Origin of the sequence: Bradyrhizobium sp. SZCCHNS2022 (assembly GCF_032377575.1) — a bacterium.
Lineage (GTDB): Bacteria > Pseudomonadota > Alphaproteobacteria > Rhizobiales > Xanthobacteraceae > Bradyrhizobium > Bradyrhizobium aeschynomenes.
On record NZ_JAUHHZ010000001.1, the window covers coordinates 753,708 to 768,006 of the forward strand.

The window sequence follows — 14,299 nt, forward strand, 5'->3', positions numbered from 1 at the left end:
TCACGCCGCCGCAGCCGTGACGGTGTTGTGGGCGTGGCCGGCGCAGTCCTTGCGCACTGCGGCCAGGCTGCGATGCAGCCAGGTCTTGATCGTGCCGACCGGCACGCCAAAGCGCTCCGACAGCCGCGTCCGGCTTTCGCCCTCGAGATAGGCGAGCGCCAGCAGTTGCCGGCGCTCCTCCGGTAGCCGCTCGAGCGCCTCGCGGGCGATCGGCTCCGCCTGTGCGTAGTCGAACTCGTCGTCGGCGGCGCGGTCGGCGGGATCAGGGATCGCCAGCGCTTCGTCGAGCTCCGATGTCGGAATGCCGGTCGTACGCAGCGCGTCGATGGCGGTGTTGCGCATGATCGTGCACATCCAGGTGATGGGCGACGCGCGCGCCGGATCGAAGCTTGCCGCGTGACGCCAGATCTTGAGATAGCCGTCCTGCAGGATGTCATCGAGATCGGCCGTCGACGGCAGCAGGACGCGGACCGTCTTCCGCATCTTCACGACCGTTGCAGCATGGAGTTCGGCGAAGGCTTGCTCATCATTGCGTCCGGCGCGGGCCAGCAGGCTGCTGAGATGCGTGACGTAAGACTTCTGATCCGCGCGTGCTGATCGCATCATTCTCCTCCGTGCGCTCTGTGAGCGGAAACGGGTCAGAGTCGGATGCGGATCACCGCCAGCGTGCGGTCGTCCTCGCGGCGAGGCAAGTGGCAAATCATCCAGCGGATGGGTGTCTCGGGATGGCTGCACCCGACCGCAATGACGTGCCGAGATGCTTAGAGCCGAACGAACGGGCTGATCAGGCGGCCGAGCAGGCCGTGCATGCGCAGATCGCCGGTCATGGCCACGAGGCACAGGCAGGGGCCCTCGTCGCCGACCACGGGACGATGATCGACCTCGTCGTCGCCATAGTCGAAATCGCCGGGACCGTAATAGCCGCCGAGATGACTGAAGCTTCCCTTCAACACGCAGGTCAGCTCATTGCCGGAATGCGTATGCTCCAGCATCCGCGCGCCGGGCTCCGAGCGCAGCAGGAAGGCGCGCGACCTGCCGGCGCCGGAGAGCATGATCGGGCGCATGCTGATGCCCGGCGCGACGCGCCGGCGCTTGCCGATCTTGCAGCGCTTGACCATCTCGGGCAGGTCGGCGAGCTCCGGGTCGATCTCGGCCACCTCGCTGACAACAGGGGCGTCCTGCGGGCGCCGGTCGATGCGCGCCATGATGGCGTCGAAAGCGTCCGCGCCCATCGCGACCGGCTCGGCCTGATCGAGCGAGGCGCCGGCCAGCTGCTCGACGGCGCGCACGAAGCGACGGCAGCGGCCGCAGCCGGCGACGTGGACGCCGACGACGAGACGCTCGGCCTCATCGAGCGTCCCCGTGGCGAAGTCGGCCAGCAGGTCTTCCGGCGGGTGATGGCTGATCGTCATGTCGCGTCGTCCAACAGGTCTCTCAGGCGATTCATCGCCAGTCTGATTCGTGATTTTACCGTACCGAGCGGCAGGCCGAGCACTGCCGCGATTTCCGAATGCGGTCGCTCCTCGATGAACGACAAGCGGATCACGGTGGATTGCTCCACCGACAATCTTTCGATCGCCGCGGCCACCCGTGTGGCATCCTCGACACGCGACATGATCTGGTCGGCGGCGAGCGTCGGATCGGCCTCCTCGTCGAGGACGACCTCCTTGCTCAGACGCCCCTCACGGATCGACTTGCGGGCGGCATCGATGCGCTGGTTGCGCGCGATGGTGAAGATCCAGGCTGCAACACCCGCCGTCGAGGGATCGAACTGGGCCGCCTTGGTCCAGACCGCCACCATCGTGGATTGGGCGATTTCCTCGGCATCGTCAGCATTGCTGCCGGTCTTGATCAGGAAGCCTTTGATGCGCGGCGCGAAATGCGCGAAGAGGGCCTTGAACGCCTCGCGGTCGCCGCGCGCGGCGACGCGTCCGATCAAATCCGCCCAGTCCACAGTCGCCTTAGGCCCTCTGCTCGCATTCACCCGAGAACGGGCTCCGGATGCCCGCGCAAGTCTCTGCCGGGACGATGCCACGTTCCATGGCGCTAATCTAGCCGCTCTCAATCGCGTGGTCATGGTTCCCGGCAAATATCGTCCATGCCGAAAAACGCCGGCGATGGCGGGCTGGATCACAGGCGGGGGCTCATTTTTCGCGACCTCAATCCTTCAGGTCGGAATTGACCATCGCCAGGAACTCCTGCCGGCTCATCGGATCGGTGCGGAAGCAGCCGAGCATGCGGCTGGTGGTGAGGTCGACCCCGTGCTTCTTGACCCCGCGGGAGCTGATGCAGTGATGCGCGGCCTTGATGACGACGGCCACGCCCTGCGGCTGCAGCACCTCGTCGATGATGTTGGCGATCTCCGCCGTCATGCGCTCCTGGATCTGCAGCCGGCTGGCATAAGCCTCGACGACGCGGGCGAGCTTGGAGATGCCGACGACGCGGCTGTGCGGGACGTAGCCCACCCAGGCTCGGCCGATGATCGGCGCCATGTGGTGCTCGCAATGGCTCTGGAACGGGATGTTCCGCAGCAGCACCATCTCGTCGTAGCCTGCAGTCTCCTCGAACGTCTTGCGCAGGTAATCTTCCGGGTTCTGGTCGTAGCCGGCGAAGTAGCTCTTGTAGGCGCGGGCGACGCGGGCCGGCGTCTCGGAGAGACCTTCGCGCGACGGGTCCTCACCGATCCAGGTCAGGATGGTGCGGATGGCGTCCTCGACGTCATCCTGGGTGACGGGGACCGGGTCGCAGGCGAAGGGGAGTTTCTTGGCTGTGTTGCGCACGGGGGCTCTCCGAAAATCAGGAAACGGTTCCCGTTCCCGACTGGATCACCCCGCGGCGTCGATCGCGGGCGGCGCTGCGGCCTTGGCCGCCGCGGTCGCCCGCCGATCAACCGGCCTTGCGCAGACCCTCTTGCCCGGAGGGACCCGAGCGCAGGTTCTGGAAGAACTTCTCGACCTCGTGGGCGAGCGTCTGTGCGGTCGAGTTGAGGTCGCCGGAGGCCGACAGAACGGAGGAGGCGGCGGTCGAGGTCTCGCCGATCGCGTCGCGCAGCGAGCCGATGTTCATGACCAGCGTCTGGTTGCCATGGGCGGTGGATTGCGCGTTGGCCGAGATCTCCCGGGTCGCCTGATCCTGCTGCTGGATGGCGTTGGAGATGTTGGAGGTGATCTCGTTGATGCCGCGCACCGCCTGGCCGATCTCGCGAACGGCATCGACCGCGGTCTTGGTCGAGGCCTGGATCAGGCCGACGTTCTGGCTGATCTCCTCGGTCGCCTTGGCGGTTTGTCCGGCCAGCGCCTTCACCTCGTGGGCGACCACCGCAAAGCCGCGGCCGGCCTCGCCTGCGCGCGCGGCTTCGATGGTCGCGTTCAGGGCGAGAAGGTTGGTCTGCTCGGCGATGGTCTGGATCAGCGTCAGCACGCCGTCGATGCGCTGGGTGGCGGCGGCGAGGCCTTCGATCTCGGTGATCGACTTCTCGGTGCGCTGGCCGGTCTGCTCGACGGCGCCGGCCGACTGCCGGATCTGCCGGCCGATCTCCTCGACCGAGGCTGAAAGCTCCTCGGCCGCGCTGGCGACGGCGGAGACGTTGGTCGACGCTTGCGAGGTGGCGCCGGCCGCGGTGTCCGCCCGCTCGTTGGCGTTGGCGGTCAGCCGCGTGATGGCCTCGGCGGTGCTGCGCATCGCCGCGGCGTTCTCGGTGACGGTCCGCATGACGCCGCCGATGGCCGTCCGAAACTCCTCGACGGCGCTTTCGATGTGGCGGGCACGGGCTTCGCGGATTTCGGAGTCCTGCGAGACCTGGACATTGAGGTCGCGGTTATGGGCCATTGCCTGCTGGAACACGCCGATGGCGCGGGCCAACTCGCCGACCTCGTCGCCGCGCCCGGCATAGGGCACCTCGACGTTCTCGGCGCCGGTGGCGACGCGGCGGATCGTATCGGTGATCTGCGACAGCGGCCGAGCGATCAAACGGGCGATGATCACCACGCCGGCTGCGACCAGAATCAACATCAAGCCGCCGAGTCCGGTCAGCATGAGCGAGAGCTTGTTGTTCAGCGCCGTTTCCTCGGCGATCTTTGTTCCGCGCTCGACATAGACCTTGGACAGCGCTTCGAGGTCCGTGTTGAGCGCCTTGCGCACCGAGCGATTGGCGTCGTTGTCGCCCCACTCGCGTCCCGCAGCCGGGCTGATTTCATTGGCACGGCGCACCAGTTCGGCGCGGAATTCGACGAACTGCTCGATCCGCTTCTTGAAGGTTGCGAATTGCTGGGCGTCGTCGGCCTGGACGATCGCCTTCCATTTGTCGACGACCTTCAGAATCTCGGCATTGAACTTGAGCAGGCCGTTGCCGTATTGCTTCACGACGGCCGGGTCCGTCGACATATAGACGCCGCGCGACTCCATGACGACGGCGTAGACGAGTCCGTTGACCAGCTGAACGTTGTGAGCGGCGAGATTGGCCGTCTCGATGGCTTTGATGAGCTCCGTGGCCCGCCGCGAATTGTAGTCGGACAGCCAGGTGATCGCAGCGGTCAGCAGGGCAAACAACGCGAAGATGGCGTAGAGCTTGACAGCGATGGACTGGCGCGTGGCCGTCTTCGTCGACGTCGGACGTGGGGTCATGAGAGCGAATACCGCAGGGTTTGGCAACAACGCCGGAACGCTTGATGATTAGTAGTTATGCAAAAGCTTCATGGAAAAAGCGTTAAGTGGACGCTGTCAGTATGATGCAACCCCCGCGTACTTCGTCTGATATTTCAATCGATTAGTAGGTGCTTCGCAGCGCGGTTGGGCCCTGCCGCATCCGTTCGACTACGGAGGGCGGATGCCGTCTTCCAGTGTTCCGTTACCTTGCAAACGCATTGCAACTGGTGCGTGGCGAGAACCTCCAGGCTCTCGATCGCCCGTGGAGCCGCGTGGAACTTTGCAACGCCGCCGGCATTTGCGCCGACCGGCCTCGACGCAAGGCGTGGCTGCGGCTCAACTTTTCCGGAAGGGGTGGCGAAGCTGCGTCTGTCGCCGTAAGGTAACGGGATAACAGTTTGTTGCGAGGACAATCGATGAGATTCGCACGCATCGAAACCAAGCGCCGCATCCTTTGTGTGTTTCCGCGCTACACCTCCTCGTTCGGAACCTTCGAGCACGCCTATCCGCTCACGGACGGTATCCAGGCCTTCATGCCGCCGCAGGGGCTGTTGCTGATCGCCGCCTATCTGCCCAGCTCCTGGGAGGTGCGCTTCATCGACGAGAACATCCGCCCCGCGCAGCCTGAGGACTTTGACTGGGCGGAAGCGGTGTTCGTCAGCGGCATGCACATCCAGCGCCAACAGATGAACGACATCTGCCGGCGGGCGCATGAGTTCGATCTGCCGGTCGCGCTCGGCGGTCCGTCGGTGAGTGCCTGTCCGGACTACTATCCCGACTTCGACTACCTGCATGTCGGCGAGCTCGGCGATGCGACCGATGCGCTCATCGCGCGCCTGGCCGAGGACGTCTCGCGGCCTGCGAGCCAGATCGTGCTGCGCACCGGAGAGCGCGTTGCGATGACCGACTTCCCGGTGCCGGCCTACGAGCTGGCCGAGGTCAGCAAGTACTTCCTGGGCAGCATCCAATATTCCAGCGGCTGTCCCTATCAGTGCGAGTTCTGCGACATCCCCGGCCTTTACGGCCGCAACCCGCGCATCAAGACGCCGCAGCAGATCATCGCCGAGCTCGACAAGCTCCGGGAATGCGGCGTCACCGGCTCGGTCTATTTCGTCGACGACAACTTCATCGGCAACCGCAAGGCCACGATGGAGCTGCTGCCGCATCTGATCGAATGGCAGAAGCGCACCGGCTATGTGATGCGGCTCGCCTGCGAGGCGACGCTCAACATCGCCAAGCGTCCGGAGATCCTGGAGAAGATGCGCGAGGCCTATTTCATCACCATCTTCTGCGGCATCGAGACGCCCGATCCGGACGCGCTGACGGCGATGCAGAAGGACCACAACATGATGGTGCCGATCCTGGAGGGGATCAGGACCATCAACAGCTACGGCATGGAGGTCGTCTCCGGCATCATCATGGGACTGGACACGGATACGCCGCAGACGGCGGATGCGCTGCTGCAATTCGTCGAGGAAAGCCGGATTCCGCTGCTCACCATCAATCTGCTGCAGGCGCTCCCGAAGACGCCGCTGTGGGATCGCCTCGAGCGCGAGGCGAGGCTCGTTCATGACGACGGCCGCGATTCGAACGTCAAATTCCTGATGCCGTATGACGAGGTGGTTGCGGCGTGGCGGCGTTGCATGGACGTGGCCTATGAGCCGGAGCGGCTCTATGCGCGCTACCAGCATCAATGCGACCATACCTATGCCAACCGCATCAAGGTCCCGGTCAGCGACGAGATGAAGAGCTGGCCGAACATCAAGCGCGGGCTCGTGATGCTGGGGAAGATCATCTGGAAGGTCGGCGTGCTCGGCGACTACAGGCGGCCATTCTGGCGCTTCGCCTGGGGCCAGCTGAGCCGGGGCAATGTCGAGAACTTCATCGCGGTGGCCATGATCGCGCACCATCTGATCATGTTCGCGCGCGCCGCCTCGCGTGGCCATCAGAACGCGTCGAACTACTCGATCCGGCTGCGCGAGGCGGCCGTTCCGGCGGGGTGACGATCACCCCGCCGGCCGGAGGAAGCCCGGTTGGCGCGGCTGCCTGCGGCAGTGCTAGGCAGCGTGTGACGTTTGACCCCGATTGAGTGAGCAAGTCAGGCATCCGCCTGGGACTTGCGACGACGGCGCGCGCACGAGGTCTTTTCAAGCGCGGCAGAATCGTGGCGTGATCGGCGGCAGATGCTGGCTCGCCGTGTTGTGTGGCCGCGCATGGTTGCGGCCGGGGTGTGAACCCTGCTAGACCCGGCTCCGACAAATTTCTGCGTGTTTTCAAGGATTAGCTTCGGCTGCGGGCCACAATGCGGTCATCTCTGCTTCGCCGAGCGGCCTTATTTCTGCCCTATGCGCTCAGGCCTCCCGAATTGGGCCACGCCGTAACCCACTGGACCCCGTATGCTGGAAGTCAGGCACGACAACGAAGTCCATGTCGAGAAGGTCGAGCACCGGCCGGCCGACAGCATCGCCTTTGGGATCGAGCGCGTCGGCCTGCTCGCAGTCAAGGTGCCGATCCTTTCCTGCATCGTCCTCCTGGTCCTGATCGTGGCCGCGGTCTTCGGCATCAAGCGCATCCAGATCGACGATTCGCTCAGCCAGCTGTTCCGCTCCGACAGCAAGGAATTCCATCAGTACGAGGAGGTCACGAAGAAGTTCCCGGCCGAGGAGTTCGACGTCCTCGTCGTGGTCGAAGGCAAGACCCTGCTCGCCCGGCCCAACCTCGAGAAGCTCCGCGACTTCGTGACCGACCTGCAACTGGTCGAGGGGACGCGCGGACTGGTTTCGCTGTTCTCGGCCCGCCAGGCGCCGGCGCCCGGCAAGCTTCCGGCCGCGCTCTTCCCGTCGGATCTCCCCGAGGGCGAGGCCTATGACAAGTTCATCGAGACGGTGAAATCCAACGAGATCATCCGCGGCAAGCTGTTGTCGGAAGACGGGACGCTCGCTTTGATCGTGTTGTCGCTGGAGCCGAAGGTGGTCGCCTCGAACGACCTCGGCAAGGTGGTCGGCGAGATCAGAAAGCTGATGGCCGATGACCTCGCCAGTACCGGGCTCAATGTGCAGCTGTCCGGCGTGCCGGTCATGCAGCTCGAGATCCGCAACGCGGTCGAGCGCGACGGGCTGACCTACAACGTGCTCGGCATTCTCGCCGGCTGCATCATTGCCATCATCTTCTTCCGCAAGGTCTCCTTCATGATCGCGGCGGCGTTTCCGCCCCTGATCGCGATCCTGCTCGCGCTCGGCGCGCTCGGCTGGGCCAATTTCAACCTCAACATGTTCCTGAACGTGATGACGCCGCTCATCATGGTCATCAGCTTCTCCGACTCGATGCAGCTCACCTTCGCGGCGCGCGACCGCCTGATTGCGGGGCAGGACAAGGTGACGGCATTCAAGAACGCCGTGCTGGTCGTCGGCCCCGCCTGCGTGCTGACCCACGCCACCGCCGGCATTTCCTTCATCGCCCTGCAGTTCTCCGACAGCGACCTGATCCGGAAGTTCGGCGAGGCGGGGCTCGCCGCCACCATCATCGCGCTGCTGGCGGTGCTGTCGCTGGTGCCGGTGTTCGGCGTGCTGCTGGTGCGCAACGAAAAGACGTTCGCGGTCAAATTCCAGGGTGCCGATGCCGGCGTCCAGGCGCTGCGCAATTTCTGCTACTGGATCGCGGTGCGCATGGTCGGCCGCCCCGGCCTGTTCAGCCTGATCGCGGTGGTGTTCGTCGGCGGTCTGGCGGTGGTCTATGCGAGCCTGGAGCCGCGCTACCGTCTTGCCGACCAAGTGCCGGACAAGCAGCAGGCCGTAGCGGCGAGCAATCGTCTCGACGCCAAGCTGACCGGCGCCAACCCGGTCAACGTGCTGATCCAATTCCCCAAGGGCGCCTCCCTGTATTCGCCGGAGACGTTGCAGACGATCGCCGACGTTCACGCCACGGTCGAGAAGACGGCGGGCGTCGGCAACGTGTGGTCGGTGGAAACGCTCCGGCGCTGGCTGGCAGAGAAGGCCGGCTCGTCGGATACCGCGACCCTGCAGGAATACGTCAACCTGATCCCCGAGCATCTGGTGCGCCGCTTCATCGACAAGGAGCAGGACGCCGTGGTCGTTGCCGGCCGCGTGCCGGACCTCGATTCCAGCCAGCTGCTGCCGGTGGTCGACAAGCTCGATCACGAGCTCGACGCGGTGCGCAAGAAGCACCCCGGCTATGAGGTCGCGGTCACCGGTCTTGCCGCGATCGCCGCGCGCAACTCCGCCAGCATGATCCAGAAGCTGAACCACGGGCTCACCATCGAGTTCGCCCTGGTGGCGATGTTCATCGGTCTCGCCTTCCGGTCCTGGGTGGTGATGCTCGCCTGTATCCTGCCGGGGATCTTCCCGGTCGTGATGTCAGGAACGCTGCTATGGGCGATGGGGGAGGGGCTGCAATTCGCCAGCGTCGTCGCGCTGACGGTCTCCTTCGGCCTCGGCCTGTCGGCGACCATTCACTTCCTCAACCGTCTGCGGATGGAGAGCGCGCCGGGCGTGAGCGCGGCCGTCGCGGTGGAGCGCGCCACCGTGCTGGTCGGTCCGGCGCTGATCCTCACCACGGTGGTGCTGGCCTGCGGCCTCGTCGTCACCGTGTTCTCGGACCTGCCGTCGCTGCGGCTGTTCGGCTGGCTGAGCGCGTTCTCGATGGTGGCTGCGCTGTTCGCGGATCTTTTCATCCTCCGCCCGACGGCGATGTTCCTGATCAACCTGTCGCAGAAGCTGAAGCGCAAGCCGGTGTGAGAGGGCAGGCTGTGGGCTCCACACACAACTGTCATCGCCCGGCTTGACCGGGCGATCCAGTACGCCGCAGCCAATCGGCCCTATCACAACCGCCTCTGGAATACTGGATCGCCCGGTCAAGCCGGGCGATGACAGCGGAGATGGGATCGGCGACTGATTGCTACGCAGGCACGCAAAACAAAACGGCCCTGACATCGTCAGGGCCGTTGGCGTATTCAGCTGCTGATAAAGCGGCTCAGGTCTTCGACATCGTGATGTTGACGCCGCGGATCTCGCCCTTCGAGGAGATCTGCACGACCTGCTTGTTGCCGCTGGTCTTCAGGGTGATGCTGGCGGCGAAACCGGCGGCCTGAACGAACACGTCGATCTGGCCGTTGCCGGCGGTGCCCTGCAGTTCGCCGTTCACGTTGCGGCTCGATTCGCTCCAATTTCCCGAGATGCGGTCACCCTGGCTGGTGACGTCGCTGGACAGCAGGAACTTGTAGCTGTCGCTGGCGCATTGCAGACTCTGCTTCAGATTGGCGCCGGCTACCTTGTAGCTGGCTTTGCAGCGGATGCGCTCGGTGGTGCCGTCGGACAGCGCGACCGTGCCGTTGCCCGACCACGATCCGTCGAAGCCGGCGAACGGGCCTGACTGCGCATGGACGGCCGTCGCCGAGATGACCAGCGCTGCGCCGAGACCGGCGGCCCTGACGAGGCGCCCGGAGAAAGGTGAGCCGAACAGTTTCATATCGAGTTTCCCATCCAAAATGACACCGTTGTGCCGGCGTGTGACGCCGCTTCGAACACTTTGGTGTTCTCGCCGAAGGTTAGGTTCAAATGACGGCCGGTCGGGCGGTGCGACCGGATGCCATGATGTCAACACGCCTGCCCGCAGGTGCGATGGGTCGGGCCAAAGGCCTTTCGTCGCAAAACCGCTGCAACCGCAGCCCCCGGCGGCCGCCGCATCTAACGGTGGCCGCGGCATGCTTGCAACAGCCAAATGCGAAAAACGCGGCCTCAGAATAATGCCCTAGTATCAACGCCTTGTTTGTGCCAAAGCTGTGATGGCCGAGCTTGAACTGCTCGGACCATAGGGCGCGAATTTGGCCGCATTTGGCAGCGTACCTCCGGCGCTGGGGGGCTTGCGGTCCTTGCCAAACCAAACAGGTTTTTCCCGGGCAGCGACGGCGATCCGGGAGGTGACCTCTGCTGTCAAAATGAAGGAACACGATGCGTAAGATTTTCCTGGCACTTTCCCTGCTGTCGCTGACCGTTTCCACCGGGGCCTTCGCGCAAGGCGCGCGTGGGACTGCCGAGGAGCAGGCGGCGTGCACGCGTGACGTTCAGAAGTTCTGCCGTGCTGTGATCGATCAGGGTGACTTCACCATCCTGGCGTGCCTGAAGGAGAACCGCTCCAAGATCAGCGCGGATTGCGACAAGGTGCTGAAGACCCACAACCAGTAAGCGGTTGCCGTTCGGAGCCGTTGCTTCCGAGCTGTTTTGGTTAACGGCCGCCGGCTTGCCCCGTCAGGGGAAGCGGCGGCCGGGCCGTATGGGCTGTCCGATATCGATTGCATTGGTTTTGGCTGGATCTTCGCCTATATGGAGGCCAGCAATCCGTTCGCATGAGCGAAGCGGCGGGCATTGTTTTCCGTAAGCCCCTTTCAACCTGATAGCTGTTTCGTCCATGACCACCGCGAGCGATTTGCGATCCGGCAAGACACACCGGGACGAGAACTTTCCGGTGGCCTCCTGGATCATCCGTCCGGAGCATCGAGGGCTGATCCTCGCCTTCTACAATTTCGTGCGCACGGCCGACGACATCGCCGATCATCCCAGTCTGCCGGGTGACGAGAAGTTGCGGTTGCTCGATGTGCTGGAAGCCGAGCTCACCGGGGCAGGCGAGACCCAGGATGTCGCCGTCAATTTGCGTCGCGCGCTGGCTACGCGCGGAATGCCGCCGCGTCACGCGCTCGATCTCCTGGTCGCCTTCCGCATGGACGTGACCAAGCTGCGCTACGAGAACTGGGACGAAGTGATCCACTACTGCCGTTATTCGGCGATGCCGGTCGGCCGCTTCATGCTGGATGTGCACGGCGAGTCCACCGCGACCTGGCCGGCATCGGACGCGATCTGCGCCGGCTTGCAGATCAACAACCATTTGCAGGACTGCGGCAAGGACTACAAGGCGCTCAACCGCGTGTATCTCCCGCGCGATGCGTTGGCCGAGGCCGGCGCCACGGTCGAGATGCTCGGCGAGGCCAAGTCGCCGCCGCCGCTGCTGACCTGCCTGCACAAGCTCGCCGTGCGCAACGCGGCGCTGCTCGAGGAGGGCAGGGACCTCAACAGCGGCGTCAAGGATTTCCGCTTTGGACTGGAGATTGCCGTGATCCAGGCTTTCGCCGACCGTATCGTGGCGCTGCTCCAGGTGCGCGATCCGCTCAGCCAGCGCGTCCATCTTTCGCCCACGGGCATGCTCGGCCTCACCTTCACCTCGGTCATGGGCGAGATCGGCCGCCGCGTGGCCGGTCGTCATCCCGTCAGCAAATCGGCGGCCGGCGCATGACCCTCGAGGCGACCGCAGACAACGTCGATCACGGCACCGCTGCGTCCGGCAGCTCGTTCTATGCCGCCATGCGTATCCTGCCACGCGCCCAGCGTGATGCGATGTTCCAGGTTTACAGCTTCTGCCGCGAGGTCGACGACATCGCCGATTCCGACGGCCCGCGGCCCGAGCGGCTGGCGGCGCTGCAGAAATGGCGCGACGACATCGATGCGCTGTACCAGGGCAACCCGCCGCCGCGGCTGCGCGACTACGTCAGCTCGGTCAAGACGTTCGGGCTGAAGCGCGAGGATTTCCTGGCCATCATCGACGGCATGGAGATGGACGTGCCGCAGGAGATCCGCGCGCCGGATCTCGCCACGCTCGACCTGTATTGCGATCGGGTGGCGAGCGCGGTCGGCCGGCTCTCGGTGCGCATCTTCGGCATGCCCGAGGAGGACGGCATCCTGCTCGCCCACCATCTCGGCCGCGCGCTGCAGCTGACCAACATCCTGCGCGACATCGACGAGGATGCCGGCATCGGCCGCCTCTATCTGCCGCGCGAGGCGCTGCTGTTCGCCGGCATCACCGGCGACGATCCGGTCAAGGTCATGCAGGAGCGCGCGCTGCCCAAGGTCTGCAACTCGGTTGCGGTCAGGGCCAAGACGCATTTCGAGAAGGCCGACGAGATCATGCGGCGAAATCGCCGGCGTGCCGTGCGGGCGCCGCGGATCATGTCGAAATATTATCGCGCCGTGTTCGATCTCTTGCTCGAACGAGGCTTCGCGCTGCCGCGCGAGCCCGTCCGCGTGAGCAAGCTCACGAAGATCGGCATCATCCTCCGCTACGCAATCATCTGATGCAGAAGACAGCTCACATCATCGGCGCCGGCGTGTCCGGCCTTTCCGCCGGCGTGCGGCTCGCCAATGCGGGCTACATCGTCCATGTCCACGAGGCGACGCAGCAGCTCGGCGGCCGCTGCCGCTCCTATTACGACGCCGCGACTGACTTGGTGATCGACAACGGCAACCATCTGCTGCTGTCGGCCAATCATCACGTGCTGTCCTATGCCCGTGCGATCGGCTCGGAGGCCGGGCTGGTCGGGCCGGAGAAGGCGCAGTTCGCCTTTGCCGACATCAAGACCGGGCAGCGCTGGCTGCTCGATCTCGGCAGCGGCCGGCTGCCGCTGTGGGTGTTCGACGAGAGCCGCCGCGTGCCTGACACCGGGCTCGGCGACTACCTCGCGCTGTCGCCGCTGATCTGGGCCGGCACCTCCAAGACCATCGGCACGACCATTCCCTGCAAGGGGACGCTGTACGACCGCCTGGTGCAGCCGCTGCTGCTGGCGGCGCTGAACTGCGATCCACCGGAAGGCTCCGCCGGGCTCGCCGGCGCCATCGTCCGCGAGACCTTGCTCGCGGGAGGGCAGGCCTGTCGTCCCCTGATCGCGCGCGACGGCCTGTCGGGTGTGCTGATCGATCCGGCCGTGAAATTCCTGGAAGGCAACGGCGGCAGCGTTCGGATCGGCCGCGAGTTGCGCGGGCTGGAGAGTGCGGCCGGCCGTGTGACCGGTCTCAAATTCGGCGGCGACGAGACCGTCGCGCTCGGGTCGTCCGATGTCGTCGTGCTGGCGGTGCCACCGCGGCCCGCCATGGCACTGCTGCCGGGATTGACCGGGCCGACCAAGTATCGCGCCATCGTCAATGCTCATTTCCGCATCACGCCGCCGAAGGATTCGCCGCCACTGCTCGGCGTCGTCGGCGGCCTGGTCGAATGGCTGTTCGCCTTCCCGCAGCGGCTCTCCGTCACCATCAGCAATGGCGACCGCCTGGTCGACATGCCCAGAGAGGAGCTCGCCGCCGCGATCTGGTCCGACGTCTGCAAGGCCGCCGGGATCTCGGGCGAGCTGCCGCCGTGGCAGATCGTGCGCGAGCGCCGGGCCACCTTTGAGGCGACGCCGGAGCAGAACGCGCTACGCCCGGGCACCAAGACAGCCTTCAGCAACCTCGCTCTCGCCGGCGACTGGACCGACACCGGCCTGCCGGCGACGATCGAAGGCTCTGTGCGATCGGGTGATCGCGCGGCCGATCTGCTGCTGGGCTAGGGATCGTCCGGCCCATCTGCGCATCGGGATCGAGCCGGCGCTCCACCCTCGGTGTGGTCCCGGATCGGCGCCCGCCAACGCTTTCGCGTTGCCGGGCTTGTCCGGGACGACACCGATTGTTTTTCGCGAGAGTGAGGTGAATGACGCGAGTCTCACATCTTCGTGGCGCAGTTTTTGCTTAAAGTTCCATCGCGGGTGATGCTTCCGTCGGTCTGTTCCAGCGCGGAACAGCAATGGGCGGGACCAAATGGCAACACCGGGCAAAAAACGCAT

12 protein-coding genes are annotated in these 14,299 nt (G+C 65.1%); 6 read left to right on the forward strand and 6 right to left on the reverse strand.

Annotated elements, in window-relative coordinates; genetic code table 11:
* The 5 genes from QXZ94_RS03275 to QXZ94_RS03295 form a co-directional block, all read right to left on the reverse strand.
* Entirely contained in the window at positions 1-603 is a 603-nt protein-coding gene (locus QXZ94_RS03275) for a sigma-70 family RNA polymerase sigma factor (RefSeq protein ID WP_315719219.1), read from the reverse strand.
* Positions 604-761: 158 nt separating this feature from the next.
* The gene (locus tag QXZ94_RS03280) at positions 762-1,412 is read right to left on the reverse strand and encodes a ChrR family anti-sigma-E factor (RefSeq protein WP_315719220.1); all 651 of its coding nucleotides are present in this window, start codon (positions 1,410-1,412) and stop codon (positions 762-764) included.
* On the reverse strand, positions 1,409-1,954 hold the full coding sequence (locus QXZ94_RS03285) for a sigma-70 family RNA polymerase sigma factor (RefSeq protein WP_315726065.1): 546 nt from the start codon (positions 1,952-1,954) through the stop codon (positions 1,409-1,411). The genes QXZ94_RS03280 and QXZ94_RS03285 overlap by 4 nt, the downstream gene beginning before the upstream one ends.
* Positions 1,955-2,159: 205 nt before the next feature.
* On the reverse strand, positions 2,160-2,780 hold the full coding sequence (folE, locus tag QXZ94_RS03290) for a GTP cyclohydrolase I FolE (protein ID WP_315719221.1): 621 nt from the start codon (positions 2,778-2,780) through the stop codon (positions 2,160-2,162).
* A 106-nt stretch (positions 2,781-2,886) separates the two neighbouring features.
* Entirely contained in the window at positions 2,887-4,623 is a 1,737-nt protein-coding gene (locus QXZ94_RS03295; RefSeq protein WP_315719222.1) for a methyl-accepting chemotaxis protein, read from the reverse strand.
* A 437-nt stretch (positions 4,624-5,060) separates the two neighbouring features.
* Between QXZ94_RS03295 and QXZ94_RS03300 the strand changes: the two genes are divergently transcribed.
* Together QXZ94_RS03300 and QXZ94_RS03305 are read left to right on the forward strand one after the other, a co-directional pair.
* Positions 5,061-6,647: a B12-binding domain-containing radical SAM protein gene (locus tag QXZ94_RS03300; RefSeq protein ID WP_315719223.1), complete on the forward strand. Its 1,587-nt coding sequence runs from the start codon at positions 5,061-5,063 to the stop codon at positions 6,645-6,647.
* Positions 6,648-7,040: 393 nt separating this feature from the next.
* Positions 7,041-9,398, forward strand: a complete 2,358-nt coding sequence (locus QXZ94_RS03305) for an efflux RND transporter permease subunit (RefSeq protein ID WP_315719224.1) — start codon at positions 7,041-7,043, stop codon at positions 9,396-9,398.
* Between the two features lie 235 nt (positions 9,399-9,633).
* On the opposite strand, the gene QXZ94_RS03310 is transcribed toward QXZ94_RS03305, so the two are convergent.
* Entirely contained in the window at positions 9,634-10,128 is a 495-nt protein-coding gene (locus QXZ94_RS03310; protein ID WP_172112066.1) for a hypothetical protein, read from the reverse strand.
* Between the two features lie 482 nt (positions 10,129-10,610).
* On the opposite strand from QXZ94_RS03310, the gene QXZ94_RS03315 reads away from it, so the two are divergent.
* The 4 genes from QXZ94_RS03315 to hpnE all read left to right on the forward strand — a co-directional run bounded on the left by QXZ94_RS03315 (position 10,611) and on the right by hpnE (position 14,026).
* The gene (locus QXZ94_RS03315) at positions 10,611-10,844 is read left to right on the forward strand and encodes a hypothetical protein (RefSeq protein ID WP_172112067.1); all 234 of its coding nucleotides are present in this window, start codon (positions 10,611-10,613) and stop codon (positions 10,842-10,844) included.
* Positions 10,845-11,067: 223 nt separating this feature from the next.
* Positions 11,068-11,946 (forward strand): squalene synthase HpnC, encoded by an 879-nt coding sequence (gene hpnC, locus QXZ94_RS03320; protein ID WP_315719225.1) that lies wholly within the window; start codon positions 11,068-11,070, stop codon positions 11,944-11,946.
* The gene (gene hpnD / locus QXZ94_RS03325) at positions 11,943-12,782 is read left to right on the forward strand and encodes a presqualene diphosphate synthase HpnD (protein WP_315719226.1); all 840 of its coding nucleotides are present in this window, start codon (positions 11,943-11,945) and stop codon (positions 12,780-12,782) included. The genes hpnC and hpnD overlap by 4 nt, the downstream gene beginning before the upstream one ends.
* A complete protein-coding gene (hpnE, locus tag QXZ94_RS03330) occupies positions 12,782-14,026 on the forward strand; it encodes a hydroxysqualene dehydroxylase HpnE (protein ID WP_315719227.1) in 1,245 nt (414 codons plus the stop codon). Before hpnD ends, hpnE begins: the two co-directional genes overlap by 1 nt.
* Positions 14,027-14,299: the final 273 nt, after the last annotated feature.

Coding starts and splice junctions, on each gene's coding strand:
- QXZ94_RS03275 (WP_315719219.1), bottom strand. CDS start 603: ATGCGATCAGCACGCGCGGATCAGAAGTCTTACGTCACGCATCTCAGC.
- QXZ94_RS03280 (WP_315719220.1), bottom strand. CDS start 1,412: ATGACGATCAGCCATCACCCGCCGGAAGACCTGCTGGCCGACTTCGCC.
- QXZ94_RS03295 (WP_315719222.1), bottom strand. CDS start 4,623: ATGACCCCACGTCCGACGTCGACGAAGACGGCCACGCGCCAGTCCATC.
- QXZ94_RS03300 (WP_315719223.1), top strand. CDS start 5,061: ATGAGATTCGCACGCATCGAAACCAAGCGCCGCATCCTTTGTGTGTTT.
- QXZ94_RS03305 (WP_315719224.1), top strand. CDS start 7,041: ATGCTGGAAGTCAGGCACGACAACGAAGTCCATGTCGAGAAGGTCGAG.
- QXZ94_RS03310 (WP_172112066.1), bottom strand. CDS start 10,128: ATGAAACTGTTCGGCTCACCTTTCTCCGGGCGCCTCGTCAGGGCCGCC.
- QXZ94_RS03315 (WP_172112067.1), top strand. CDS start 10,611: ATGCGTAAGATTTTCCTGGCACTTTCCCTGCTGTCGCTGACCGTTTCC.
- hpnC (WP_315719225.1), top strand. CDS start 11,068: ATGACCACCGCGAGCGATTTGCGATCCGGCAAGACACACCGGGACGAG.
- hpnD (WP_315719226.1), top strand. CDS start 11,943: ATGACCCTCGAGGCGACCGCAGACAACGTCGATCACGGCACCGCTGCG.
- hpnE (WP_315719227.1), top strand. CDS start 12,782: ATGCAGAAGACAGCTCACATCATCGGCGCCGGCGTGTCCGGCCTTTCC.